This window comes from Pseudomonas sp. AA-38, from assembly GCF_029457475.1.
Lineage (GTDB): Bacteria > Pseudomonadota > Gammaproteobacteria > Pseudomonadales > Pseudomonadaceae > Aquipseudomonas.
This window is the reverse complement of sequence record NZ_CP120359.1, coordinates 3,359,923-3,384,642: the sequence shown is the minus strand read 5'-3', so window position 1 is coordinate 3,384,642 and position 24,720 is coordinate 3,359,923. Positions and strand designations below refer to the sequence as shown.

Sequence of the window (24,720 nt, the reverse complement as noted above, 5' to 3'; positions counted from 1 at the left end):
TCAGAAGGCAGTGCCGCACTGCTGAGCCTTGGCTGCCCTTATAAACCATACGGAGGCTCAATGTCATTCCGAGCAGTAGATCCTGATAGCGGAGCAATACAAGAAGCGGATTGGTTTCATGAACGTAGAAAAAAAGTAGGGCTATGTGAGGTCTGTAACTCTGAGATAGAGCTCCGGGCTGAAACTTCTATCGGAACCTCTATCCATTTCTGGCATGGAAAAGGCTCATCTTGTCCAACCATAAAGAAAAATAGGAAGAAATATGAAGACCTTCCGGCGACCCAGGTTGATAAAGAATCAGGGAAAGCTCTGCGTCAAAAGGTAAAAGATAACGCATATTTAATTTATGCTTGCTGCAGTGCAATAGTTGATGGATTAAAATACCCAGAGTTCAAGGAGCTTGTTGCGAAGGCGACTGATAAAGGGATTTGGGATTATAAAGGGTTGGCGCTGAATTATGTGCCATATCTACTTGTGACTTTTCATGATATGTTTTACGCAAAGGGCAGTAAGCTTAGGGATGATCGTTTTTATGTGATTCTTGAACCTGGCATAAATCACCTAGATGATTTGTGGAATCAACCAGGTTTTATCAAGCAGAAAATATGGAAAGTATCGCCGGAAAAGGGCGTTCTAGAAGAGGTGGATATTTTAGATTATTTAGACCCGGAGCCTAATTGGTTTAAAAGTGCGAAGAGATGGTTGAAAATATAGTTTCTAATAACGGTATGCTGTTGAGCTGCCTTTTAGTTCCGCTCCAGGTCAGCGCGTAAATGCGAGTTTTATGCATAGGGGGCATGAATGATCACAACTAACGCTATTCAAAGAACATTTCATATCAAAATCGGCGATTCTACCGGTACATGCTTCACAATTGACGTTAAGAATAAGCAGTATATTGTTACCGCTCGTCATGTTGCGTCCGGCCTTACTGAAGGGTCGAGTATCGAAATATTTCATCAAAACGCATGGAAAAATATGCCGGTGACTGTTGTTGGTCATTGCGCAGGGGAAGTGGATGTATCGGTATTGGCAGCGAATCAACAAATTTCGCCAGTGTATGTGCTTGAGCCAACATCTGCCGGCATGATGTATGGTCAAGATGTGTACTTTTTAGGGTTTCCGTATGGTATGGCTGCTGATGTAGGCCCAATGAATAGAGATTTTCCTATTCCATTTGTAAAGAAGGGGATCGTTTCGTGTATGCTTTTTGAAGAGGGTGTCCAGATATACTATCTTGATGGAATAAATAATCCGGGCTTCTCCGGAGGGCCTGTTATTTTCAAAAAAAGCAATGTTGGCGATTACAAAGTTTGCTCTATTATTTCAGGATATAGATACGCAGAAGAACCTGTGTATCAGAATGGGTACCCTGTTCCGTTAGAACTCAGGGCAAACACGGGCATCGTAATAACCTATGGCATAAAGCACGCCGTCGATTTAATTGAAGCCAATCCAATTGGGTACGAATTGCCGGTATAACGAGGTCGAGCACACGACAAGCGCGTGTCGGCAGCGTTATTTGTAAAAAACGTCGTCATTCGAGTCAATGATGAGTCAATCGAAAAGGATTTACGTCAATGCAGACTGGCGCGCTTTCTCTGAGAGGGTAAAGCGAAGGGATGATTATAAGTGCCTTCAGTGCGGTAGAGGGCCTAGGGATGCCATACTGCAGGTTCATCACGAAATTTACGTGATTGGAAAGGAACCTTGGGAATATGCCCTTAGCGATTGCTTAACCTTGTGCCAGGGGTGCCACGCCAAGGAACACGGGCTTATTGAGCCCGATAGAGGATGGACTCTTCTATCAATCTATGATCTAGGTGGACTTGAGGGCACTTGCGAAAGGAAAGGATGCGGCGCTGAGATTCGGTACGAGCACTTAACCTACCATCCAAAATGGGGTTACATGGTGGTTGGAAGCACATGTATCGAACACCTTACTCGAGAGGATCGGCTTCTGAGTAGTAGTGTCATTCACTTGTATCAGGCAATAAGCAAATTCGTTCATAAGTCCGAATGGGAAAGAGGAATTACGAAGAGTTTTAAGTCATATATTTTTTCTTCTTACAAGCATCATCAGATCCGAATTTACGGAGAAGATCATGCTCATTCTTTCCAGTTTGTGTTCAAAGAAAAAGGAATCAGGTGGCATCGGTATGGTGATTTAATCTCTGTAATAGGGAAAAGTACCCTTGCTGTGAAAGAGTTGGCGTATACCGCGTTGCGAGGAACGCTATCTGATAGTGAAGAAGAAAAGAAAATTTTGCGTAATCTTTACCGAGAGTTGAAGGCGCACACATGACAAGTGTGTCCATCATAACCCGAAACCGCTGCGCGCTTTTCAGCAATTAGGGAAAGTCTGAAGAAGACCTCCCGTTTCTGGTGAAATAGGCCAATCCCGTTGCCCGAGTTTCTCAATGAAGCAAATGACTTTCGCCGACGCCGAATACGCCGGTAAACGTAAGCAGACCCGCAAGGAGCTGTTCCTGATCGAGATGGATCAGGTTGTGCCCTGGAAGGGGTTGGTGGCACTGATCGAGCCGCATTATCCCAAAGGTGAAGGCGGTCGGCCGGCCTACCCGTTGATGGCTATGCTGCGGGTACACCTGATGCAGAACTGGTTCGGCTACAGCGATCCTGCAATGGAAGAGGCCCTGTATGAAACGACCATTCTGCGCCAATTCGCAGGCTTGAGCCTGGAGCGTATCCCGGACGAAACGACCATCCTCAATTTCCGTCGACTGCTGGAGAAGCATGACCTGGCTGTCGGCATTCTCGGTGTCATCAATGGCTACCTGGGCGACCGTGGCCTGTCCTTGCGTCAAGGCACCATCGTCGATGCCACGCTGATTCATGCACCCAGTTCGACCAAGAACAAGGAAGGCAAACGCGATCCCGACATGCACCAGACCAAGAAAGGCAACCAGTACTACTTCGGTGCCAAGGCACATATCGGGGTCGATGTGGAGTCGGGGTTGGTGCACCACGTCCATGTCACAGCCGCCAATGTTGCGGACGTCACCCAGGTGGACAAGCTGCTGCATGGCGAAGAGAACATGGTGGCGGCTGACGCCGGTTATACGGGCGTCGAGAAGCGCGAGGAGCATGAGGGGCGCCAGGTCATCTGGCAGATCGCGGCTCGGCGCAGCACGTACGAAAAGCACGGCAAGAAAAGTGCACTGTACAAGGCATACCGCAGCCTCGAGAAAGCCAAAGCGCAGACCCGCTCGAAGGTTGAGCACCCGTTCCGGGTGATCAAACGCCAGTTTGGTTACACCAAGGTGCGGTTTCGTGGCTTGGCGAAGAACACCGTCCAGATGGTGACGTTATTCGCTCTGTCGAACCTGTGGATGGCACGCCGATATTTGTTGGTGGGTGCAGGAGAGGTGCGTCTGTAATGTGGAAAATGGCCTCCGCAGGTTGATTGCGGAGGTCAGAAACGGAGAAACAAGCGGGTTATCTGAGCATTTTCGATCAGATGGACTCTTTCAAAATCGGCAGTGGCCGAAGTCGGCCAGAAATAGCGGCCTATTTCAGACCTTCCCTAGGCGCAGGGGGAAAGCCTATCCAACCAGCCTTGGCCAAACGCAGGTGTAATTCACAAATTCGTATTAAGTCCGGATGGCCAGCATCAATGGTGAGTGAAAAGGGTTCCTAGCTTTACGTGACATGCCATCCTTGACCGCTTCCGCCCATTTCCCTACGCTGGTGTCGGCGCCTAAGAAACGCTTACCAGAGCGGTATTCCGCACCCGATAGCTTTGCGGCTTTTTTGCGTTCGCGGCTTTGCTTCGTCCGCAGAAAAACTCCGTGCTGTCGGGAGTGGGCTAATACAAGACCCGAAAGGGGAATACGTCCGGCCCGTCTCTGGTGGGTTTCTTAGCTCCCGACTCCAATCAAGCCCTAAGAAAGCTTCCAGAGGTAATGGATATGCCTACTCAATCTACATCTCTCGCGATACCTACCCTTTGCGGCGAAACCTTGATTCCACAGACCTTCACCCGGCACCGTAGGCAACTGCGTGCCCTGCTGATCGAGCAGCAATGCTGGTTTTGCGCAGCGGATCTTGGTCGGCTGATTGGCCAGCCGCATCTGGACGAGCGTGTCATGCGCTCGCTCGATACCGACCAGCTACTCGACGCGGTGGTGCTCAACACCCATGGTCAGCCGGAAACTACGCGCCTCATCAGCGAGTCCGGCATTTACGCCGTGCTGATCCACTACTACCACCCGGAGAATCGCTGTATCCGTCGTTGGATCACCACCGACGTGGTGCCCATGCTGCGTGACGCCCAACAGCCCGGTGAGCGCCGACCCAGGCGCGAAAACCGCCAAGGCTTGTCGCTGCTGCATTGGCAAGGTGATACCTGGATGCCTTACCGGCCTGCATGAGCGGCCGTCCCCTTTGAAAAGGCAGCGGATTTATTTCGGCCTGACAAACAACCAGCCCGCCAATTGGCGGGCCGGTCATTTATAGGCACCTCACCTGCGCTTCACCAGATCGGCAGGGTATAGGTGGCCATCAGGCGTGTCTGGTTTTCGTCGCGGAAGGCGGCGCCGGCGGGGAAGTCGTTGTGGTAGAAGGACTGCCGCACGCGCAGGCCGACGCCGCGCAGCGGGCCGCTCTGGATCACGTAGCCCATCTCCCATTGCGCCTCGCGCTCCTTGCGCTCATCGATGTTGAAGGCAGCCAGTTCGATATTGTCGCCGCGCACGTAGCGCAGGCGTGCGGTCAGGCCGGGGATGCCGGCGGTGGCGAAGTCGTAGTCCCAGATGGCCTGCCACATGCGCTCCCTGGCGTTTAGGTAGTCGGAGCTCATGGTCATTTCGCTGATGCCCATGAGTTCGGTGCCGGAGATGTAGGGCGTGGCGGTGTCGCCGCCCTGGTGGGCGTAACCGAGCGTCCAGCGGTGCCCGCTCAGGGCGTAGGCGAATTGCAGCGACAGGTGGCGGTTGTCCACCTTGCCGGCATCGGCGCTGCCGTTCTCGCCGCTGAAGAAGGCGCGCAGGTCGGTGCTCAGGGTGCCGGGGCCGACCGGAACCTTGTGCAGGGCGCCGAGGTAGCTCTGGTCGTAGAGGTCGGCCACTTCCAGGTAATGAGCCTTGAGCGTCAGTTCCGGGCTCAGGGCGTAGTCGCCGCCGACGAAGGCCATGTGCGAGGTGGTGGCGCGGCCATTGAAACGGCCGTTGGGCGAAGCGACTGTCATGGCCTCGTAGTCGGTGGAGTTGCGCTTGGCGATGCGATCCACGTAGCCGCCGTGCAGGGTCAGGCCGTCGATCTGCGCGGAGGTCAGGTAGCCACCGCGAAAGGTCTGCGGCAGCAGGCGCGACGGGCTGGACAGGGCCGAGGGCAGCGCCAGGTTGAGGTCGCCGGCCTGCAGTAGGGTCTTGTCGAACTTCATCTTGCCGGTCAGGCCCAGGCGCGAGTAGTCGTCAGCGGCACGGCCACTGCTGGGCGATACCGGCAACAGCTCGGTGCCGCTGCGCGATGGCGAGGAGTCGAGCTTGAGGCCCAGCAAGCCGGTGGCGTCCAGGCCGAAACCGAGCGGGCCTTCGGTGAAACCGGACTGGAACTTGAGGATGAAGCCCTGCGCCCATTCGCGTGCCTCGGACTTGGCGCCGTCATCCTGGTAGTCGCGATCCATGTAGTAGTTACGCAGGGTCAGGCTGGCGTGGCTGTCCTCGATGAAGCCTTGTGCCTGTGCACCCGTGGCCAAGGCAACCGTGCTCAGGGCGATGAATCTTGAGAACAGACGCGCGGTGGCACCGATGGAAGCTCTGGACATGCTCGAAATCCTTTCTTGTTGTTGTTTTGCGGGTGGCCGAGAGGCGGCCGTTTTTCGGGAGCATGGGATTGATTAGAGGTCTTATCAAATTGTAGTGGTCGATTACCGCCCATAAAACGCCGCTATCTTTTCTCACTTCATGCCTTGGTATTAATTTATCTACATGTTTTTTAAGGATTTATAAGATTTTTTCGTGGGTTTTTCGTGGGGGTGTCTTTTTAGTTTTCTTTGTTAATCTCTTTCTTGTCGAGGCTGCCAATGCCTCATTGCGACTCCCTTACAAGAACAACAAGAGCGAGGCCCCTCATGACAACCTCATCGAGCCGATCCCGGCTAACCATCGTCATCTGCTTCATCGTCGCCCTGATCGAGGGGCTCGATCTGCAATCGGCTGGCATTGCCGCCGCCGGCATCCGCGCTGCCTTCAATCTGGAGCCGGGGATGATGGGCTGGATGTTCAGTGCCAGTATCATCGGCCTGCTGCCTGGCGCCTTTCTTGGCGGTTATGTCGCCGACCGCATCGGGCGCAAGAAGGTGCTGGTCGCCGCCGTGGTGCTGTTCGGTATCTTCTCCCTGTGGACGGCCTATACCAGCAGCCTGTCCGGCCTGCTGGCGGCGCGCTTTTTCACCGGCTTGGGCCTGGGCGCGGCGCTGCCGAACCTGATCGCGCTGTGCGCGGAAGCCGTGGAGGAACGTCAGCGCAGCACGGCCATCAGCATCATGTATTGCGGCGTACCGCTGGGTGGTGCAGGTGCGGCGGTGATCGGCATGTTGGCCGGAGAGGCCTGGCAGTGGGTGTTCATCGTCGGTGGGGTGGCGCCCTTGGCCATCGCACCGCTGATGCTCTGGCTGCTGCCGGAGTCCTCGGCCTTCAACCGTGAGCAGGGCAATCTCTCGCAGGCACGGCCTTCGACCCTGGAGGCCCTCTGCGGCGAAGGGCGCACGCGCATCACTCTGTCGCTGTGGATCAGTTACTTCTTCACCCTGACTGTGATGTACATGCTGCTCAACTGGCTGCCGTCGCTGCTGTTGGAGTTGGGTTTCAGCAAGCCGCAGGCTGGCCTGGTGCAGATGGCCTTCAATATCGGCGGGGCGCTGGGTTCGCTGCTCGGCGGGGTGCTGCTCGACCGCTTCCAGCGTACTCCGGTGGTGCTGTCGATCTACCTGGGCCTGCTGTTGGCGCTGGCCGGTATCGGCTTGTCCAGCAATCTGGCCAGCATGGTCTCGGCAGGCTTTGCCGCTGGCGTGTTCGTCATGGCGGCGCAACTGGTGCTCTACGCCCTGGCACCGGCCTATTACCCCACTCAGGTGCGCGCCACGGGCGTTGGTGCGGCGGTAGCCATCGGGCGCCTGGGCTCGGTGAGCGGGCCGTTGGCTGCCGGGCACATTCTGGCCGCAGGTGCCGGTACGGCAGGGGTGCTGATGGCGGCTGCACCTGGCCTGTTGGTGGCGGCGCTGGTGGTGGTGGCCATGGGCAGCCGAGAGCGCCGCACCTTGGCTGCGACCTGAGCAGACGGAAGGGCGCCCTGGCGGCGCCCGTGCTCCAAGTGGCCGAGTCATTGATTTTGTTAGCCAGATAACCTTTATCTTCGGTGGCTCACCATTTATTCGGGCGATGATCGAACATTTCGCGAAAATAGTTAATTGACATAACTATATGCTCAGCCTACCTTGAGCACATCTACCCCACACATGCAGGACACCCCAAATGAGCAAGTACGAATCGCGCTGGCAAACCGTCAAGGTCGACGTCGAAGAGGGCATCGGCTGGGTCACCCTCAACCGCCCGGAAAAACGCAACGCCATGAGCCCGACCCTCAACCGCGAGATGGTCGATGTGCTGGAAACCCTGGAGCAGGATGCCGACGTCGGCGTGCTGGTGCTGACCGGCGCAGGCGAGTCCTGGACGGCGGGCATGGATCTCAAGGAATACTTCCGTGAAGTCGACGCCGGCCCGGAAATCCTTCAGGAGAAGATTCGCCGCGAGGCCTCGACCTGGCAGTGGAAGCTGCTGCGCATGTACGCCAAGCCGACCATCGCCATGGTCAACGGCTGGTGCTTCGGCGGTGGCTTCAGCCCGCTGGTAGCCTGCGACCTGGCCATCTGCGCCGACGAAGCGACCTTCGGCCTGTCGGAAATCAACTGGGGCATCCCGCCGGGCAACCTGGTGAGCAAAGCCATGGCCGACACCGTTGGCCATCGTCAGTCGCTGTACTACATCATGACCGGCAAGACCTTCGGCGGGCAGAAAGCCGCCGAGATGGGCCTGGTCAACGAAAGCGTGCCGCTGGCGCAACTGCGCGAGACCACCATCGAACTGGCGCGTAACCTGCTGGAGAAGAACCCGGTGGTGATGCGTGCGGCGAAGATCGGCTTCAAGCGTTGCCGCGAGCTGACCTGGGAGCAGAACGAAGACTACCTGTACGCCAAGCTCGACCAGTCGCGCCTGCTGGACAAGGAAGGTGGTCGCGAGCAGGGCATGAAGCAGTTCCTCGACGACAAGAGCATCAAGCCGGGCCTGCAAGCCTACAAGCGCTGAACTGTGCCAGGGGCGGTCGTGCCCGCCCCTGAATAACAATCACAAGATGGAGCCAGACCATGTTCGATGTGCCTTTGCTGATTGCCGGGCAGTCGCGCCCGGCCACGGGCGGCGCAGTGTTCGAGCGCCGTAGTCCCTTTACCGGCGAGGTCGTCAGCCGCGTCGCCGCCGCGACCCTCGAAGACGCCGATGCTGCCGTCGCTGCCGCGCAGGCCGCTTTCCCGGCGTGGGCCGCGCTGGGGCCGGGCGAGCGCCGTGCGCGCCTGCTGGAGGCTGCCCGTTTGCTGGAGGCCAACCGCGAGCGCTTCATGGCCATGGCTGTGGAGACCGGTGCCACCGCCGACTGGTACGGCTTCAACGTCAAGCTGGCGGCCAACATGCTGCGCGATGCCGCCGGCATGACCACCCAGATCAAGGGCGAGGTGATTCCCTCCGACGTACCGGGCAGCTTCGCCATGGCGCTGCGCCAGCCCTGTGGCGTGGTGCTGGGCATCGCCCCGTGGAACGCGCCGATCATTCTCGGCACCCGCGCCCTGGCCATGCCCCTGGCCTGCGGCAATACCGTGGTGCTCAAGGCGTCGGAAAACAGCCCGGCGGTGCACGCGCTGATCGGCGAGGTGCTGCAGCAGGCCGGCCTCGGCGATGGCGTGGTCAACGTCATCAGCAACGCCCCGGCCGATGCCGCTGCCATCGTCGAGCGCCTGGTGGCCAACCCGGCGGTGCGCCGCGTCAACTTCACCGGCTCCACCCATGTCGGGCGCATCATCGGCCAGCTCGCCGCGAAACACCTGAAACCGGCAGTGCTGGAGCTGGGCGGCAAGGCACCGTTGCTGGTGCTGGATGACGCCGACCTGGATCAGGCCGTGGCCGCCTCGGCTTTCGGTGCCTACTTCAACCAGGGGCAGATCTGCATGTCCACCGAGCGCCTGGTGGTCGACGAGCGCATCGCCGACGACTTCGCCGCGCGCCTGGCTGCCAAGGTCGGCACCCTCACTGCCGGCCTGCCGGGTGAGGCCGTGCTCGGTTCGCTGATCGACGCCGCCGCTGGTGAGCGCATCATGGCCCTGGTGCAGGATGCCGTGGACAAGGGCGCCGTGCTGCTGGCCGGTGGGCAGATCGACGGCAGTGTGATGCAGCCGGTGCTGCTCGACCGCGTGACCCCGGCCATGCGCCTGTACCGCGAGGAGTCCTTCGGCCCGGTGGCGGTGATCCTGCGCGGGGAGGGCGACGAGGAGCTGCTGCGCCTGGCCAACGATTCGGAGTTCGGCCTGTCCTCGGCGATCTTCAGCCGTGACGTGTCGCGTGCGCTTAATCTGGCGCAGCGGGTCGAGTCGGGCATCTGCCACATCAACGGACCGACCGTGCACGACGAGGCGCCGATGCCCTTCGGTGGGGTGAAATCCAGCGGTTACGGCAGCTTCGGCTCCAGCGCGAGCATCGAGCACTTCACCCAGTTGCGTTGGGTGACGATGCAGAACGGCCCGCGCCATTACCCGATTTGAACAATCGGAACAGCCTTGCATAGCTCCAGCCCGTGAGTCTTTGAGCGGGCTGTGAGCGCCCCGAATTGAGTTTGCCGGGAAGCCCCGGCGTCGCGTCGTGCCCGAACCGGCACGACCGGAGGTGATAACAAGTGAACAATGCATCCTCCCAACCGCTCGCTGCCCGCTATCGCCCGGTGGCCCTGGGCTCGCCGGACGTGCACATCGAGGAGCGTACCGGCAACGTCTATCTCAAGGCCCGCGAGCCACTGGCCGAACTGCCGCCACGCCTGCTCGACCGCCTGCTGCACTGGGCCGAGGTGCGCGGCGAGCACACTTTCGTCGCCCGCCGTGGTGGCGATGGCCAGTGGCAGTGCATCAGCTATCGAGACATGCTGGCGCGTGTGCGCTGCATCTCCGCGCACCTGCTCGATCATGACCTGAGCCCCGAGCGCCCGCTGGTGATCCTCTCCGGCAACGACTTGGAGCACCTGCAACTGGCCCTGGCCGCGATGTACATCGGCGTGCCGTACTGCCCGGTGTCGCCGGCCTATGCCACCGTGGCCCGCGACTACGCCAAGCTGCAGCACATCTTCGACCTGCTGCGCCCGGGGCTGGTGATGGCCGCCGATGGCGCCGCCTTCAGCCGTGCCATCGAGGCCGTGGTGCCCGCTGACATGCCCTTGCTGCTGGTACAGGGCGAGGTAGCGGGGCGCCAGGCCCTGCGCTTCGACGAGCTGCTGGCGCCGCGCGAGCTGGCCGCCGCCGATGCTGCATTCGCCCGCACCGGGCCGGACAGCATCGCCAAGTTCCTCTTCACCAGTGGTTCGACCAAGCTGCCCAAGGCGGTGGTCACCACCCAGCGCATGCTCTGCGCCAACCAGCAGATGCTGCTGCAGACCTTCCCGGTATTCGGTGAGGAGCCGCCGGTGCTGGTGGACTGGCTACCGTGGAACCACACCTTCGGCGGCAGCCACAATGTTGGCATCGTGCTGTACAACGGCGGCAGCCTGTACCTCGACGACGGCCGGCCAACGCCGCATTTGTTCGGCGAAACCCTGCGCAACCTCAAGGACATCTCGCCCACCGCCTACCTCACCGTGCCCAAGGGCTGGGAGGAACTGGTGGCCGCGCTGGAGCAGGATGGCGAGCTGCGCGAGCGCTTCTTCGCGCGCATGAAGCTGTTCTTCTTCGCCGGCGCCGGCCTCAGTCAGCCGGTCTGGGATCGCCTGGATCGCGTGGCCGAGCAGCATTGCGGCGAGCGCATCCGCATGATGGCCGGCCTGGGCATGACCGAAACGGCGCCGTCCTGCACCTTCACCACCGGGCCGCTGTCGGTGGCTGGCTATGTCGGCCTGCCGGCGCCCGGTTGCGAGGTCAAGCTGACGCCGGTGGACGGCAAGCTGGAAGCACGCTTCCGTGGCCCGCACGTGATGCCCGGCTACTGGCGCCAGGCCGAACTCAATACCGAGGCCTTCGACGAGGAGGGCTTCTACCGCTCCGGCGATGCCCTGCGTTTCGCCGATGCCGCCAACCCGCACTGGGGCCTGATGTTCGATGGCCGCATCGCCGAGGACTTCAAGCTCAGCACCGGCGTGTTCGTCAGCGTCGGCCCGCTGCGTACCCGCGTCATCCTGCAGGGCGCGCCCTATGTGCAGGACGTGGTGGTCACCGGGCCGGATCGTCAGCGTATCGGCCTACTGGTATTCCCCAGCGTGCCGGCCTGCCGCGCACTGGCTGGTTTGCCGAGTGATGCCAGTGTCGAAGCGGTGCTGGCGGCCGAGCCCGTGCGCCAATGGTTGGCCGGGTTGCTGGAAGAGCTCAACCGCGAAGCCACCGGGCTGGCCTCGCATATCGCCTGGGCCTGCCTGATGAGCGAGGCGCCGAGCCTGGACGCCGGCGAGATCACCGACAAGGGCTCGCTCAACCAGCGCGCCGTGCTCAGCCGCCGTGCCGAGCTGATCGAGCGTCTGTACGCCGACCCGGCTGCGCATTGCGTGCTGGCCCAGGCGCGGCCATGAAGGGCCAGTTCGAGGCCTTCGAGCAGGTCGCGCTGCTGACTGCCGCGCGCACCCCCTGGATCGATTACTGCGGGCCGCTGGCTCAGGTGTCGCCCATCGACCTCGGCATCCATGTCGCCCGCGCCGTGCTGGCACGGGCCGGCATCGATGGCGAGCGGGTCGACAGCGTGCTGGCCGGCAGCATGGCCCAGGCCAGTTTCGACGCCTACATGCTACCCCGGCATATCGGCCTGTACGCCGGCGTGCCGATCGAGGTGCCGGCGCTGGCGGTACAGCGCATCTGCGGCACCGGCCTGGAGCTGCTGCGCCAGGCCGGCAACCAGCTCGAACGCGGCACTGCCAGCCTGGCGCTGTGCGTGGCGGCCGAATCCATGTCGCGCAATCCCATCGCCAGCTACGAGCACCGCGGTGGTTTTCGCCTCGGCGCGCCGGTGGGCTTCAAGGATTTTCTCTGGGAGGCGCTGCTCGACCCTGCCATCGCCCAGACCATGATCGACACCGCGCAGAACCTGGCCCAGCGCTATGGCTTGCGCCGTGAAGAGGTGGACGCCTTCGCCCTGGGCAGCTTCGACAAGGCATTGGCGGCGCAGGCCGAAGGCTGGTTCGACGACGAGATCGCATCAGTGAGCAGTACCCATTTCGAGCTGCCGGGCTATCAGCCTCGCCACCTGAGCCTGCCGCGCAAGGTCACCCAGCTAGATCGCGACAGCCATCCCCGGCAGACCAGTGCCGAGGCCTTGGCGGCGCTGTCGCCGGTCAGCCCCGGTTCGGTGCAGACCGCCGGCAACAGTTGCGCCCTGGTCGATGGCGCTGCAGCCGTGCTGGTGGGCGATGCCCGCAGCGTCCGTTCGCCCTTGGCCTTGCTGCGCGCCAGTGCGGTGGTTGGTGTGCCACCGGAGATCATGGGCATCGGCCCGGCACCGGCGATCCGCTTGCTGCTCGACGGTACCGGGCTGAGCCTGGATGCCATCGACAGCCTGGAAATCAACGAGGCTCAGGGCGCTCAGGTACTGGCCGTGCAGCGCGAGCTGGAGCTGGATCCAGCGCGCCTGAACCGCCATGGCGGCGCCATCGCCCTCGGCCACCCACTGGCCGCCACCGGCTTGCGCCTGGCGCACAGTGTCGCCCGCCAATTGCAGGCGCGCGGCGCTCGCTATGGCATCGCTGCCGCCTGCATCGGTGGCGGGCAGGGGATGGCGCTGCTGTTGGAAAATCCGACCTGTCGGTAATGCACTGCGCCCTCGTTGGCAGGGCTTGTGCGTGGCGCGAGCCAGAATCGCGGATAAATCCGCTCCTGCCGGCCGTGCGACCCGATGCCTGGGGCGCAGGGAAAACCGCTTTTGTAGGAATTCATTCGCGATCATTGCGCGCTCGGTGCCGACAATGATCGCAGGTGAAGCCCTCGGGAGGAGGGGGGCGATGATCCCCCCATGCACTCATTCCACCGCTTCGTAGGGCAGGCCGACATAGTTCTCGGCAATGGTGCGGCGCCCGGCTTCGGAGCCGACGAAGTAATCCAGCTCAGTCTGCTGCATGCGCTGGCTAAAGGCGTCGGTGTCGGGGAAGCGGTGCAGCATCGAGGTCATCCACCAGGAAAAGCGTTCGGCCTTCCAGATGCGCCGCAGGCAGATTTCCGAGTACTTCTCCAGCAACTCCGTGCGGCCTTCCCGGTGCACCTTGAGCAGGATGCGGTACAGCGTGCTGACGTCGCTGGCGGCCAGGTTAAGGCCCTTGGCGCCGGTGGGCGGGACGATGTGCGCAGCGTCGCCGACGAGGAACAGATGGCCGTACTGCATGGGCTCGACCACGAAGCTGCGCAGCGGGGCGATGCTCTTCTCGATGGACGGGCCGGTGACCAGCTTGGCGGCGGTTTGCGTCGGCAGGCGGCGCTTGAGTTCGTCCCAGAAACGCTCATCCGACCAGTCCTCCACCTTCTCCTCGCTGCTGACCTGCACGTAGTAACGGGTGCGGGTCGGCGAGCGCATGCTGCACAGGGCGAAGCCGCGTTCGTGGTTGGCATAGATCAGTTCGTCATGCACTGGCGGGGTGTCGGCCAGCACGCCGAGCCAGCCGAAGGGGTAGACCCGCTCGAACTCCTTGAGCACGCCATCGGGAATGGATTGGCGCGATACGCCATGGAAGCCGTCGCAGCCGGCAATGTGCTGGCAGTCCAGACGGATATGCTGGCCGTCGTGGACGAAGGTGACATAGGGCTGTTGCCCCTTGAGCTCGTGCAACTGGACATCACTGGCGCCATAGAAGCTTGGCGCGGCGCAGGCGCTGCGGGCCTCCATCAGGTCGCGGGTGACTTCGGTCTGGCCGTAGACCATGACCGTCTTGCCGCCGGTCAGGCCACGCAGGTCGATGCGCTCCAGGCGATCATCGAAGGCCAGCTCGAAGCCATCGTGCACCAGGCCTTCGCGATCCATGCGCTGGCTGACGCCGGCTTCGCGCAGCAGGTCGACCATGCCTTGTTCGAGCACGCCGGCACGGATGCGACCGAGCACGTAGTCGGGGCTCTGGCGTTCGATGATGACGTTGTCGATACCGGCCTTGTGCAGCAATTGGCCGAGCAACAGGCCGGACGGACCGGCGCCGATGATTGCAACTTGGGTTTTCATTGTTGTTGTCCCTTGGGGTAACTGCCGCTTGCAAGGCAGGAATACTGGAAGCTGTATTTTTGAGGTATCCAGGCGGCTCATGAAGGCACTATTTGTACTGATACTTGGATATTTCGATGATTTTGCGTGAGGCGGGGATGGGGATTCATGGCCTGGCCGGGGCAGATGTCCGGGCAGGCAACCGAGGCGGTACCTCACCGAGCCATGAGGGGACTGGTAGCCAAGGGCGTTCTGATCTAAACCTTGCGTAGGGTCGTTGCCGTTTCGATGCGTGGTCGTGCGTGAAACGGCAACAGAACCTAGGTCGCATGAATGACGACGACCTCAATGCCCGTCGGCGAGGCTTCGGGGAGGGAGAATCTGCTTGCAGGCACAGGGGCTGCGTTTGTTCGCAGCTCTCAAGCGTGTCGAGAAAATGCCGATAGCCTATTGAATCCATTCGCCAATGCTTTCATGCAGAGGGCGGATTTTCCTTACATGAGAGAAAAACTCCAATGAACATCAAGCAGAAGCTGACCTGGGCATTTGCCGCTATCGCCTGCGTGCCCATCCTCCTGGTGGCCGCGGTGGTCATCTACAATCTGCGCGTGCAGGCACAGGCGGATTTTCTCGACGGCAGCAAGAGGGAGATTCGCCAGGTCGACAACGCCATGGCCATGTTCTTCAAGGGCGTCAGCGAGAACGTCGACTACATCGCCAGCCTGCCGCAGGTGGTGGCGGCACCGACCTTGAAGAACTACTCCTCGGCCGATGCGCCGAGCATGCCGCTGCCACAGACCAATCAGGACATGGAAAGCTTCTTCGATCGCTTCGCCAAGGCCCACCCGACCACGGCCTATCTGTCCTATGGCCGGGTCGATGGCGGCTATGCCATCTGGCCGAGTGACCCAGGCCTGAAGAGCTATGACCCGCGCGTGCGGCCCTGGTACAAGACCGCCATGGCCTCTCCTGGCAAGACGCTGCGCACCGCCGCCTACTACTGGGCGCCGGACGATGCGGTGCTGATCGGCACCGTGCGCACCGTCAACGATGCCCAGGGCAACCTGGCCGGCGTGGTGGGGCTGGACGTGTCGCTCAAGCAGCTTACCGATCTGATCAAGCAGATCAAACTCGGTGAAACCGGCTACCTGATGCTGGTTGAGGACAGTGGCAACGTGCTGGTCGATCCACGCAATGCCGATAACAATTTCAAATCGCTCAACGATCTGGGCGGCGAGTATGCGCGCATGGCCGGCGCCGACGGGCTGCTGGAGGTGGAGCTCGACGGCACAAGCTACATGGCCAATATCTGGACGTCGCCGACCCTCGGCTGGCGCTTCATCGGCCTGATCGAACGCAGCGAGGTGATGGCCAAGGCCAACGCCCTGACCTGGCAGATCGGTGTCATCGTGCTGCTGCTGGCCGTGGTCTTCGCCGTGGTCGGCGCGGTGTTCGCCAAGCTCATCGTCACCCCGATCCGCAGCGTGGCAAACGGCCTGGAGAACATCGCCCAGGGCGAAGGCGATCTGACCCGTAGCCTGGCCGTACAGGGCAAGGACGAAACGGCGCTGCTGGCGCGCTGGTTCAACCAGTTCCTCGGCAGCATTCGACAATTGGTGCAGAACGTCATCGAGGCGTCTGCGGCACTGCGCCATACCTCCGAGGGTTCGACCCGTGTCGCCCATGACATGAACGATGTGGCCGAACGGCAGCGCGGTGCGGTGGAGATGGTTTCCACTGCCTTCAACGAGATGGTCGCCACGGCCAACGAAGTGGCGCGCTCGTGCAGCGAGGCGGCCAACTCCGCCGACAATGGCCAGCGCCAGGTGCATGCCGGGCAGGCGCAGATCGAGGATGCCACCGACAGCGTCACGCGCCTGAGCGACAACCTCAAGCAATCGGCGCTGGCGCTGCAGGCGCTGGAGCAGGACAGCCAGAACATCAACGCCATTCTCGGCACCATTCGCTCCATCGCCGAGCAGACCAACCTGCTGGCGCTCAACGCCGCCATCGAGGCCGCCCGCGCCGGCGACCAGGGCCGTGGTTTCGCCGTGGTGGCCGATGAGGTACGGGCTCTGGCTCAGCGCACGGCCGACTCCACCGGCGAGATCGACAGCCTGTTGGGCGGCCTGGCTCGGCGCACGCAAGAGGTGACCCGGCAGATGCAGAGCAGCCTGGAAATGTCCCAGGCCAGCGTCGAGCGCATCGGCATGGCCAGTCAGAGCTTCGAGCAGATTCGCGGCGCGGTGGATCACATTCGCGACCAGAACACCCAGATCGCCACGGCGGCCGAAGAGCAGCATCAGGTGGCCGAGGACATCAACCGCCACATCGCCCAGATCCAGGAGGATGCGCTGCTGGTGGAAAACCTCGCGCAGTCGGCACACCGCGATTCGCAGGAGCTGGCGCAACTGTCCGAGCAGTTGCATGGCTTGGTGGGGCGCTTCCGCACCTAGAGCCTAACGCCAGACGCACCGCCGAACCCGGGTTCGGCGCTTGCCTTTGCGCTCCTGAGTGTGGCCAGAGTTGCATTTTCCGCTGCAACTCTTTGGCGCTTGCAGGCATCATTGGCCGCGATACCTGCACGTTTCGAGGATTGCCATGACCGGCCAGGTGCCCGTATTCAAACTCTATGGCGAAGAGCGCGCCTGGCCGACGCCGGATCTGATCCATTGCGAGTCGATCGCCGAGCGTAGCCGCCTGCACGGCTGGGAGATCCGTGCCCATCTACACAGCGATCTGCTGCAGGTGCTGTACATCCAGAGTGGCCATGCCGAGGTGGAAATCGACGGTCAGGTGCGGGTACTCGAGCAGGCGGCGGTGCAGGTGGTGCCGGCGCTGTGCGTGCATGCCTTTCGCTTTTCCGAGGACATCCAGGGCCATGTGCTGACCCTGGCACAGCCGTTGGTCGAACATATGGGGGAGGCTCTGGAGCGGCCGCCGCTGAGCCAGGCCGCCTGCTATCCGGCCGAGGGGCATGAAGGTCGCCTGGACGTGCTGTTCGCCACCCTGGCACAGGAGTACGGGCGACACGAGACGGGGCGTGAGTTGATGCTGCAGTCGTTGATCAGCGCGCTACTGGTCTGGCTGGCGCGCCAGGCCCTGGCCGACGAGCGTGCCGAGGCCTTGCCGAGCGACCGCGGGCGCAATCACCTGCGGCGTTTCCAGGCCTTGGTGGAGCAGCACTACCGCGAACATCGCCCGCTGGACTGGTACGCCTCGCAACTGGGCCTTAGCGTGGCGCACCTCAACAGCCTGTGCCGGCGCCTGGCCGGGCAGTCGGGGCTGCAACTGCTGCACCAGCGCCTGCTGCTCGAAGCCAAGCGCAACCTGGTGTACACCTCGATGACCATTGCCCAGGTGGCCGACAGCCTGGGCTTTTCCGAGGCCGCGTATTTTTCGCGCTTCTTCCGCCGTGGTACGGGTTGCACACCCAAGGACTTCCGGAGCCAGCGATGAACTTCGACACCCGTATCAAGTTTCGCCATCTGCTGAGCTTTCTCGAGATCGCCCGCCAGCGCAGCTTCGCCAAGGCCGCCGATGCGTTGGCCGTGAGCCAGCCGGCAATCTCCAAGACGCTCAAGGAGCTGGAAGACATCCTCGACGCCAGCCTGTTCGAGCGCGGCCGCCAGGGTGTGACCCTGACCAGTGCCGGGATCGCCTTCATGCGTTATGCCGGGCCCTGCGTGCAGGCTCTGCGCGACGGGGTGAGCAGCTTGCGCGCTGGCGAGCACGAGGCCGGGCAGGTGCGTGTCGGTGTGCTGTCAACGGTGGAGAGCCTGCTGATGCCCGAGGTGGTGCGGCGCCTGCACGCAGGCCATGAGGCCCTGGTGGTCAGCGTCGCCACCGGGCCTGGGGCCTACCTGCTCGGGCAGTTGCGCGTCGGTGAGCTGGATCTGGTGATCGGCCGCATGACCGACAGCCCGGATATCCAGGGGCTGACCTTCGAGCACCTGTATAGCGAGTCCCTGACCCTGGTGGTGCGCCCCGGCCATCCGCTGCTGGCTATTGGCGAGACGCTGGCGCACCTCGGGGATTACCCCCTGGTTTTGCCGACGCAGGGCACCACCATCCGCAAGCATGCCGATAGCCTGTTCGTGCAGTGTGGCGTGAGTCCTTCGCGGCAGCGCCTGGAAACCCTGTCGCCAGCGCTGAGCCGACGCTACGTGCTGTGCAGCGATGCGTTGTGGGTGGCGCCGCAGGACGCGGTGCGCCTGGACGTGCAGCGTGGTGAACTGGCCGAGCTGCACCTGCCGGTGCGCGAGCCGGGTGGTTCGGTGGGCATCTGCCGTAACGGGGCACTGGGGCTGTCATTGGCTGCCGAGCGCTTCTGCGATGTGTTGCGCGAGGTGGCGCAGGCCTATCGGGAGGGGGATTTTCCATAACCTTTTGGTTATGAATTGGCGGCTTCTTTTCAATGTTCGTGGTGCGCGTTGTGCCAGACACTGTGGCGACAACAACCCATAACAGGAGCGCGCCATGCCTGCCGAGGACAATCGCCGTTTCGTCATTCGCGACCGTAACTGGCACCCCAAAGCCTTCACCCCGGACTACAAGACCTCCATTGCCCGCTCGCCGCGCCAGGCGCTGGTGAGCATCCCGCAGTCGATATCCGAAACCAGCGGTCCGGATTTCTCGCACCTGAAGTTCGCCGAGCACGACAACGACCTGCTGCTCAACTTCAACAACGGTGGCCTGCCCATCGGCGAGCGCATCATCGTTTCCGGCCGAGTGATGGATCAGTACGGCAAACCGATCCCGCATACCCTGGTGGAAATGTGGCAAGCCAATGCCGGTGGTCGCTACCGGCACAAGAACGACCGTTACCTGGCACCGCTCGACCCCAACTTCGGTGGCGTTGGCCGTGCCCTGACCGACAGTGAAGGGCGCTACAGCTTCCGCACCATCAAGCCCGGCCCCTATCCGTGGCGCAATGGCCCCAACGACTGGCGCCCGGCGCACATCCACTTCTCCATCAGCGGCCCGTCGATCGCCACACGGCTGATCACCCAACTGTACTTCGAGGGCGATCCGCTGATTCCGCTGTGCCCCATCGTCAAGTCCATCGCCAACCCGGACGCGGTGCAGACACTGATCGCCAAGCTGGACATGGGCACCGCCAATCCGATGGATTGCCTGGCTTATCGCTTCGATATCGTGCTGCGTGGCCAACGCCGAACCCATTTCGAGAACAAGTAAGGAGGGATGACCATGCCTGTTGAACTACTGCCGGAAACCCCCTCGCAAACCGCCGGCCCCTACGTGCATATCGGCCTGGCCCTGGCCGCCGCCGGCAACCCGACCCGCGAGCAGGAAATCTGGAACCAGATGGCCAGGCCCGACGCGCCGGGCGAACATATCGTGCTGCTCGGTCACGTTTACGATGGCAACGGCCATCTGGTGCGCGATGCCTTTCTCGAACTGTGGCAGGCCGACCATCAGGGCCAGTACGACGAGGATTACGACCCGTCCAAAGCGTTCAATGGTTTCGGCCGCACCGCCACCACCTTCGATGCCGGTAGCGAATGGTTCGCCTACACGGTCAAGCCGGGCGTGGTACACAACGCCGCCGGCGTGCCGATGGCGCCGCACATCAACGTCGCGCTGTTCGCCCGTGGCATCAACATTCACCTCGCCACCCGCTTGTATTTCGAGGACGAAGCCGAGGCCAACGCCAAGGATCCGGTGCTCAACCTGATCGAGCAGCCCGAGCGCCGCGAGACGCTGATCGCCAGGCGCTGCGAAGTGGACGGCAAGCCGGCCTATCGCTTCGATATCCGCATCCAGGGGGAGGGCGAGACGGTCTTCTTCGACTTCTGAGTCGTGCGCCGGTGCGTGCTTCTGCGAGGTACGCGCCGGCCTCTGGATAAGAGTGTGCGCCCGGCGGCGGCGTGCTGCTTCTGGCAAGGCTTTACGATTACCGCACGCTAGTTCGATAATCGCCAGGTGCTGTCCATCCAGACTCGGAGGCCCCATGAGCGAAAATCGCCCGCCCCTTGCCAGCCTGGCGCCGCCACCCTATGTGTCGCCGGCCAAGCGCATCGAAGAGTTCGCCGGTGACCCCAACTTCATGACCTCCCTGGCCCGAGGCCTGGCGGTGATCAATGCCTTTCAGGAGCGTAAACGCCACCTGACCATCGCGCAGATCAGCCATCGCACCGAGATTCCCCGTGCCGCCGTGCGCCGCTGCCTCTATACGCTGATGAAGCTGGGCTACGTGACCACCGACGGGCGCACCTACTCGCTGCTGCCCAAGGTGCTCACCCTGGGTCATGCCTACCTGTCGTCGACACCGCTGGCGGTGTCCGCGCAGCCCTTTCTCGACCGCCTCAGCGAGCAACTGCACGAGGCCTGCAACCTGGCCACGCTGGAAGGCGAGCAGGTGCTGTACCTGGCGCGCTCGGCGATTCCGCAGCGGCTGATCTCGGTAGACCTGAGCGTCGGCAGCCGCCTGCCGGCCTACTGCACGTCCATGGGCCGCATCCTCCTGGCCGCGCTGGACGATGACCAGCTACAAGACTACCTGGCCCATGCCGAACTGCAGCCCAAGACCAGCCGCACCCTGCACAGCCCCGAGGCGTTGTGGGAGTGCCTGCAGCGCGTGCGCCAGCAGGGCTGGTGCATCGTCGACCAGGAACTGGAGCAGGGCCTGCGCTCGCTGGCCGTGCCGGTATATGACTCCGCCGGCCACGTGCTGGCCGCCATGAACATCAGCACCCATGCCAGCCGTGTGCCGGTGGCCGAGCTGGAGAAGCGCTTCCTGCCGCTGATGCTCAGTGCCAGCCGTGAACTGAGCGGGCAGCTCTTTCGTCCTGCCTGATCCGGCAAAATGGGGCGATTATCGAACGCCGTGATATTCGCTGAAGGCCCGATTGCCTAAGCTGGGCAGGCCATCGTTCTGCCAATGTTGCAATCGGTTACGCCTGACTGCTGGGCAGAACGAACAGCAAGCCTGTATCTATGGCATGAGAGTCTGTTCAAAGTCTCGCGAGCTAGAGCCAAACAAGGCGAAAAGACCTGAGGAAGCGGAGTTTACGAGTGGTAAATGAGCATCCGAAGGGCTTTTCAACGCCGTTTGGCCGACGCGCAGCAGGCTTTGAATAGGCTCTGAGCGAGGAGGGCAGCCTTGGCCCGTTAGCACTCGCCATCTTTATAACAATGATAAGAGTGCCGTGAGTTATGGACTGTCATCTGCTCAATGAGAAGAGTCGGCTGTTTGCCAATGCCGATCCTTATGCGGTGTCCGATTACGTCAACCAGCATGTCGGCGCGCATTGCATTCGCCTGCCCAGCAGCGGCCGTCCGGCGGCCAGCCTGAGCCATCGCAGCTTCGGCAGCCTCGACCTGTGCCGCATCAGCTATGGCGGCAGCGTGCGGGTCACCTCGCCGGCGCTGGAAACCATCTACCACCTGCAGGTGCTGTTGCAGGGCCATTGCCTGTGGCGTGGCCATGGCCAGGAGCACTACTTCACCCCTGGCGAGCTGCTGTTGATCAACCCGGACGATCCGGTCGACCTGACCTATTCCGACGACTGCGAGAAGTTCATCGTCAAGCTGCCGGCCCATCTGATCGAGCGGGCCTGCGTCGACAACCACTGGCAGCGCCCTGGCGATGGCGTGCGCTTCGCCTCGCGTCACCAGTTGCAGCAACTCGAGGGCTTCGCCAACCTGCTCGGCCTGGTCTGCGCCGAAGCCGAGAGCGCGCAGTCGCTGCCCTCGGTGCAGGAGCACTACACGCGCATCATCGCCAGCAAGCTGCTGGGGCTGTTGAGCAATAACGTGCAGCGCCAGGAGCTGTCGCAGAGCAGCCCGTCGTTCGAGCGCCTGGTGCAGTTCATCGAGGACAACCTCAAACAGGACATCAGCGTCGAGCAACTGGCCCAGCTCGCGCACATGAGCCCGCGTTCGCTCTATGCCCTGTTCGACAAGCACCTGCAGACCACGCCCAAGCACTACATCCGCCAGCGCAAGCTGGAGCGTGTGCATGCCTGCCTGAAGGACCCGACGGCCAAGGTGCGCAACGTCACCGAGGTGGCGCTGGACTACGGCTTCCTGCACCTGGGGCGCTTCTCCGAGAGCTACAAGAGCGCCTTCGGTGAATTGCCATCGGATACCCTGCGGCGGCGCGAGGGGTAGGCCCCGGATTGCATCCGGGCTACGGGGGTAGGTGTTTGCGGATGGTCCCTCTCCCGCCCTTCGGGCACCCTCTCCCGCAAGCGGGAGAGGGTCATCAGAAGGCCGCATAGCGGCCGTTTATTGGTGCTGCAGAAAACGGATAAAGACCTGCAAGAACTGGATATTGGCCCCGGCAGCGAACCCCTAGCCTTGGCGCCGTTGAAACAATAACAACGGAGCCATGGCCATGACCCTGGGACTCGACTACCTCAACAGCCTGCTTGAAGAAGACAAGGACAAGGGCATCTTCCGCTGCAAGCGGGAGATGTTCACCGATCCGCGCCTGTTCGACCTGGAGATGCAGCACATCTTCGAGGGCAACTGGCTGTATCTGGCCCACGAGAGCCAGATCCCCAACGTCAACGACTACTACACCACCTACATGGGGCGTCAGCCGATCTTCATCGCGCGCAACAAGGACGGTGAACTCAACGCCTTCATCAACGCCTGCAGCCACCGTGGCGCCATGCTCTGCCGCTTCAAGAGCGGCAACAAGGCCAGCTACACCTGCCCGTTCCATGGCTGGACCTTCAACAACAGCGGCAAGCTGCTCAAGGTCAAGGATCCCAAGGACGCCGGCTACCCGGACAGCTTCAACTGCGACGGCTCCCACGACCTGAAGAAGGTCGCCCGCTTCGAGTCCTACCGAGGCTTTTTGTTCGGTAGCCTGCGCGAGGACGTGGCGCCGCTGGAGGACTTCCTCGGCGAGTCGAAGAAGATCATCGACATGGTCTGCGACCAGTCCACCGAGGGTTTGGAAGTGCTGCGCGGCTCCAGTACCTACGTCTACGAGGGCAACTGGAAGCTGCAGGCGGAGAACGGCGCCGACGGCTACCACGTCACCGCCGTGCACTGGAACTACGCCGCCACCCAGCAGCAGCGCAAGCTCAAGGAAGCCGGCGACGACATCCGCGCCATGAGCGCCGGCGGCTGGGGCAAGAAGGGCGGCGGTTTCTACTCCTTCGAGAACGGCCACCTGCTGCTCTGGACGCGCTGGGACAACCCCGAGGATCGCCCGCTGTTCGCCGACCGCGAACGCCTGGCCGCCGAGTTCGGCGAGGCGCGTGCCGACTGGATGATCGGCCACTCGCGCAACCTCTGCCTGTACCCCAACCTGTACCTGATGGATCAGTTCGGCTCGCAGCTACGCATCGCTCGCCCGCTGTCGGTGGACAAGACCGAAGTGACCATCTACTGCATCGCGCCCAAGGGCGAGAGTGCCGAAGCGCGCGCTCGGCGCATCCGCCAATACGAAGACTTCTTCAACGTCTCCGGCATGGCCACGCCGGATGACCTGGAAGAATTCCGCGCCTGCCAGCAGGGCTTCGCCGGTCGCGCCATGGCCTGGAACGACATGTCGCGCGGGGCCAAGCACTGGATCGACGGCGCCGACGACTCGGCCAGGGAGATCGACCTGCAGCCGTTGCTGTCCGGTGCGCGCACCGAGGACGAAGGCCTGTTCGTGCTGCAGCATCACTACTGGCAACAGCAGATGATCGAGGCGGTGAAGAACGAACAGAAACACCTGATCCACGTGGAGGGTGCGTGAATGAGCCTTTCCTATGATGCCGTGCGCGATTTTCTCTACCGCGAGGCGCGCTACCTGGACGACAAGCAGTGGGACCAATGGCTGGAACTGTACGCCCCGGACGCCGAGTTCTGGATGCCGGCCTGGGACGACCGTGACCAGTTGGTGGAGAACCCGCAGACCGAGATCTCGCTGATCTGGTACGGCAACCGCAGCGGCCTGGAGGATCGGGTGTTCCGCATCCGCACCGAGCGTTCCAGTGCCACCATCCCGGATACCCGTACCTCGCACAACATCAACAACATCGAGATAGTCGAGCAGGGCGACGGGGTGGCCAAGGTGCGCTTCAACTGGCACACCCTGAGCTTTCGCTACAAGACCGTCGACCACTTCTACGGCACCAGCTTCTACACCCTCGACACGCGTGGGCCGAACCCGCTGATCAAGGCCAAGAAGGTGGTGCTGAAGAACGACTACGTCAGGCAGATCATCGACGTTTACCACATCTGAATCCGCTGCAGCCTTGCCGGCGGGGCCATTGGCTCCCGCCTCGGGTCGCTGCACGCCAAAAACTGCATAGCGAGGTGC

Annotated in this window: 20 protein-coding genes; 18 read left to right on the top strand and 2 right to left on the bottom strand. The window is 61.9% G+C overall.

All coding sequences use genetic code 11. The features are described from left to right. The first annotated feature begins 60 nt into the window (after positions 1–60). From PVE35_RS15550 to PVE35_RS15535, 4 genes are all read left to right on the top strand, one after another. A complete protein-coding gene (locus PVE35_RS15550; RefSeq protein ID WP_277372331.1) occupies positions 61–714 on the top strand; it encodes a hypothetical protein in 654 nt (217 codons plus the stop codon). 87 nt (positions 715–801) lie between these two features. Further along, positions 802–1,482, top strand: coding sequence for a serine protease (locus PVE35_RS15545; RefSeq protein ID WP_277372330.1), 681 nt, complete (start codon positions 802–804; stop codon positions 1,480–1,482). Between the two features lie 938 nt (positions 1,483–2,420). Continuing rightward, a complete protein-coding gene (locus PVE35_RS15540) occupies positions 2,421–3,401 on the top strand; it encodes an IS5 family transposase (protein ID WP_277372100.1) in 981 nt (326 codons plus the stop codon). Between the two features lie 582 nt (positions 3,402–3,983). Then, entirely contained in the window at positions 3,984–4,394 is a 411-nt protein-coding gene (locus PVE35_RS15535; RefSeq protein WP_277372329.1) for a Bro-N domain-containing protein, read from the top strand. Positions 4,395–4,495: 101 nt separating this feature from the next. Here PVE35_RS15535 and PVE35_RS15530 read toward each other — a convergent pair whose 3' ends face one another. Next, on the bottom strand, positions 4,496–5,797 hold the full coding sequence (locus PVE35_RS15530; RefSeq protein WP_277374896.1) for an OprD family porin: 1,302 nt from the start codon (positions 5,795–5,797) through the stop codon (positions 4,496–4,498). 297 nt (positions 5,798–6,094) lie between these two features. Here PVE35_RS15530 and mhpT point away from each other — a divergent pair, with 297 nt between their 5' ends. From mhpT to PVE35_RS15505, 5 genes are all read left to right on the top strand, one after another. Beyond that, positions 6,095–7,297, top strand: coding sequence for a 3-(3-hydroxy-phenyl)propionate transporter MhpT (gene mhpT, locus PVE35_RS15525; RefSeq protein ID WP_268182687.1), 1,203 nt, complete (start codon positions 6,095–6,097; stop codon positions 7,295–7,297). A 199-nt stretch (positions 7,298–7,496) separates the two neighbouring features. After that, positions 7,497–8,327: a p-hydroxycinnamoyl CoA hydratase/lyase gene (locus tag PVE35_RS15520; RefSeq protein WP_024308460.1), complete on the top strand. Its 831-nt coding sequence runs from the start codon at positions 7,497–7,499 to the stop codon at positions 8,325–8,327. Between the two features lie 59 nt (positions 8,328–8,386). Next, complete coding sequence (locus tag PVE35_RS15515; protein ID WP_277372328.1) at positions 8,387–9,829, top strand: aldehyde dehydrogenase; 1,443 nt, start codon at positions 8,387–8,389, stop codon at positions 9,827–9,829. A gap of 131 nt (positions 9,830–9,960) precedes the next feature. Continuing rightward, positions 9,961–11,829, top strand: coding sequence for a feruloyl-CoA synthase (locus tag PVE35_RS15510; protein ID WP_277372327.1), 1,869 nt, complete (start codon positions 9,961–9,963; stop codon positions 11,827–11,829). Then, positions 11,826–13,058, top strand: coding sequence for a thiolase family protein (locus tag PVE35_RS15505; protein ID WP_277372326.1), 1,233 nt, complete (start codon positions 11,826–11,828; stop codon positions 13,056–13,058). The genes PVE35_RS15510 and PVE35_RS15505 overlap by 4 nt, the downstream gene beginning before the upstream one ends. A gap of 207 nt (positions 13,059–13,265) precedes the next feature. Here PVE35_RS15505 and pobA read toward each other — a convergent pair whose 3' ends face one another. After that, a complete protein-coding gene (pobA, locus tag PVE35_RS15500; RefSeq protein WP_277372325.1) occupies positions 13,266–14,450 on the bottom strand; it encodes a 4-hydroxybenzoate 3-monooxygenase in 1,185 nt (394 codons plus the stop codon). A 494-nt stretch (positions 14,451–14,944) separates the two neighbouring features. On the opposite strand from pobA, the gene PVE35_RS15495 reads away from it, so the two are divergent. The 9 genes from PVE35_RS15495 to benB all read left to right on the top strand — a co-directional run bounded on the left by PVE35_RS15495 (position 14,945) and on the right by benB (position 24,642). Further along, positions 14,945–16,885 carry a methyl-accepting chemotaxis protein gene (locus PVE35_RS15495; protein WP_268182699.1) on the top strand — a complete coding sequence of 647 codons (1,941 nt, stop codon included), beginning with the start codon at positions 14,945–14,947 and terminating at the stop codon, positions 16,883–16,885. Positions 16,886–17,030: 145 nt separating this feature from the next. Continuing rightward, a complete protein-coding gene (locus PVE35_RS15490) occupies positions 17,031–17,888 on the top strand; it encodes a helix-turn-helix domain-containing protein (protein WP_268182702.1) in 858 nt (285 codons plus the stop codon). Next, complete coding sequence (gene pcaQ, locus PVE35_RS15485) at positions 17,885–18,814, top strand: pca operon transcription factor PcaQ (protein WP_268182703.1); 930 nt, start codon at positions 17,885–17,887, stop codon at positions 18,812–18,814. The genes PVE35_RS15490 and pcaQ overlap by 4 nt, the downstream gene beginning before the upstream one ends. A 94-nt stretch (positions 18,815–18,908) precedes the next feature. Then, entirely contained in the window at positions 18,909–19,628 is a 720-nt protein-coding gene (gene pcaH / locus PVE35_RS15480; protein ID WP_277372324.1) for a protocatechuate 3,4-dioxygenase subunit beta, read from the top strand. A 12-nt stretch (positions 19,629–19,640) separates the two neighbouring features. After that, positions 19,641–20,249: a protocatechuate 3,4-dioxygenase subunit alpha gene (gene pcaG, locus PVE35_RS15475; RefSeq protein WP_277372323.1), complete on the top strand. Its 609-nt coding sequence runs from the start codon at positions 19,641–19,643 to the stop codon at positions 20,247–20,249. A 154-nt stretch (positions 20,250–20,403) separates the two neighbouring features. After that, positions 20,404–21,249 carry an IclR family transcriptional regulator gene (locus PVE35_RS15470; protein WP_277372322.1) on the top strand — a complete coding sequence of 282 codons (846 nt, stop codon included), beginning with the start codon at positions 20,404–20,406 and terminating at the stop codon, positions 21,247–21,249. 359 nt (positions 21,250–21,608) lie between these two features. Continuing rightward, positions 21,609–22,565: an AraC family transcriptional regulator gene (locus PVE35_RS15465; RefSeq protein ID WP_277372321.1), complete on the top strand. Its 957-nt coding sequence runs from the start codon at positions 21,609–21,611 to the stop codon at positions 22,563–22,565. Positions 22,566–22,791: 226 nt separating this feature from the next. Beyond that, positions 22,792–24,153, top strand: coding sequence for a benzoate 1,2-dioxygenase large subunit (benA, locus tag PVE35_RS15460; protein ID WP_277372320.1), 1,362 nt, complete (start codon positions 22,792–22,794; stop codon positions 24,151–24,153). Then, complete coding sequence (benB, locus tag PVE35_RS15455) at positions 24,154–24,642, top strand: benzoate 1,2-dioxygenase small subunit (RefSeq protein WP_277372319.1); 489 nt, start codon at positions 24,154–24,156, stop codon at positions 24,640–24,642. Positions 24,643–24,720 lie beyond the last annotated feature (78 nt).

Bases quoted from the DNA above. Each gene is read 5' to 3' on its own strand.
- PVE35_RS15515 (WP_277372328.1), top strand. From the start codon at position 8,387: ATGTTCGATGTGCCTTTGCTGATTGCCGGGCAGTCGCGCCCGGCCACG.
- PVE35_RS15520 (WP_024308460.1), top strand. From the start codon at position 7,497: ATGAGCAAGTACGAATCGCGCTGGCAAACCGTCAAGGTCGACGTCGAA.
- PVE35_RS15505 (WP_277372326.1), top strand. From the start codon at position 11,826: ATGAAGGGCCAGTTCGAGGCCTTCGAGCAGGTCGCGCTGCTGACTGCC.
- PVE35_RS15470 (WP_277372322.1), top strand. From the start codon at position 20,404: ATGAGCGAAAATCGCCCGCCCCTTGCCAGCCTGGCGCCGCCACCCTAT.
- PVE35_RS15545 (WP_277372330.1), top strand. From the start codon at position 802: ATGATCACAACTAACGCTATTCAAAGAACATTTCATATCAAAATCGGC.
- PVE35_RS15465 (WP_277372321.1), top strand. From the start codon at position 21,609: ATGGACTGTCATCTGCTCAATGAGAAGAGTCGGCTGTTTGCCAATGCC.
- PVE35_RS15540 (WP_277372100.1), top strand. From the start codon at position 2,421: ATGAAGCAAATGACTTTCGCCGACGCCGAATACGCCGGTAAACGTAAG.
- pcaG (WP_277372323.1), top strand. From the start codon at position 19,641: ATGCCTGTTGAACTACTGCCGGAAACCCCCTCGCAAACCGCCGGCCCC.
- mhpT (WP_268182687.1), top strand. From the start codon at position 6,095: ATGACAACCTCATCGAGCCGATCCCGGCTAACCATCGTCATCTGCTTC.
- pcaH (WP_277372324.1), top strand. From the start codon at position 18,909: ATGCCTGCCGAGGACAATCGCCGTTTCGTCATTCGCGACCGTAACTGG.
- PVE35_RS15495 (WP_268182699.1), top strand. From the start codon at position 14,945: ATGAACATCAAGCAGAAGCTGACCTGGGCATTTGCCGCTATCGCCTGC.
- pcaQ (WP_268182703.1), top strand. From the start codon at position 17,885: ATGAACTTCGACACCCGTATCAAGTTTCGCCATCTGCTGAGCTTTCTC.
- benB (WP_277372319.1), top strand. From the start codon at position 24,154: ATGAGCCTTTCCTATGATGCCGTGCGCGATTTTCTCTACCGCGAGGCG.
- benA (WP_277372320.1), top strand. From the start codon at position 22,792: ATGACCCTGGGACTCGACTACCTCAACAGCCTGCTTGAAGAAGACAAG.
- pobA (WP_277372325.1), bottom strand. From the start codon at position 14,450: ATGAAAACCCAAGTTGCAATCATCGGCGCCGGTCCGTCCGGCCTGTTG.
- PVE35_RS15550 (WP_277372331.1), top strand. From the start codon at position 61: ATGTCATTCCGAGCAGTAGATCCTGATAGCGGAGCAATACAAGAAGCG.
- PVE35_RS15490 (WP_268182702.1), top strand. From the start codon at position 17,031: ATGACCGGCCAGGTGCCCGTATTCAAACTCTATGGCGAAGAGCGCGCC.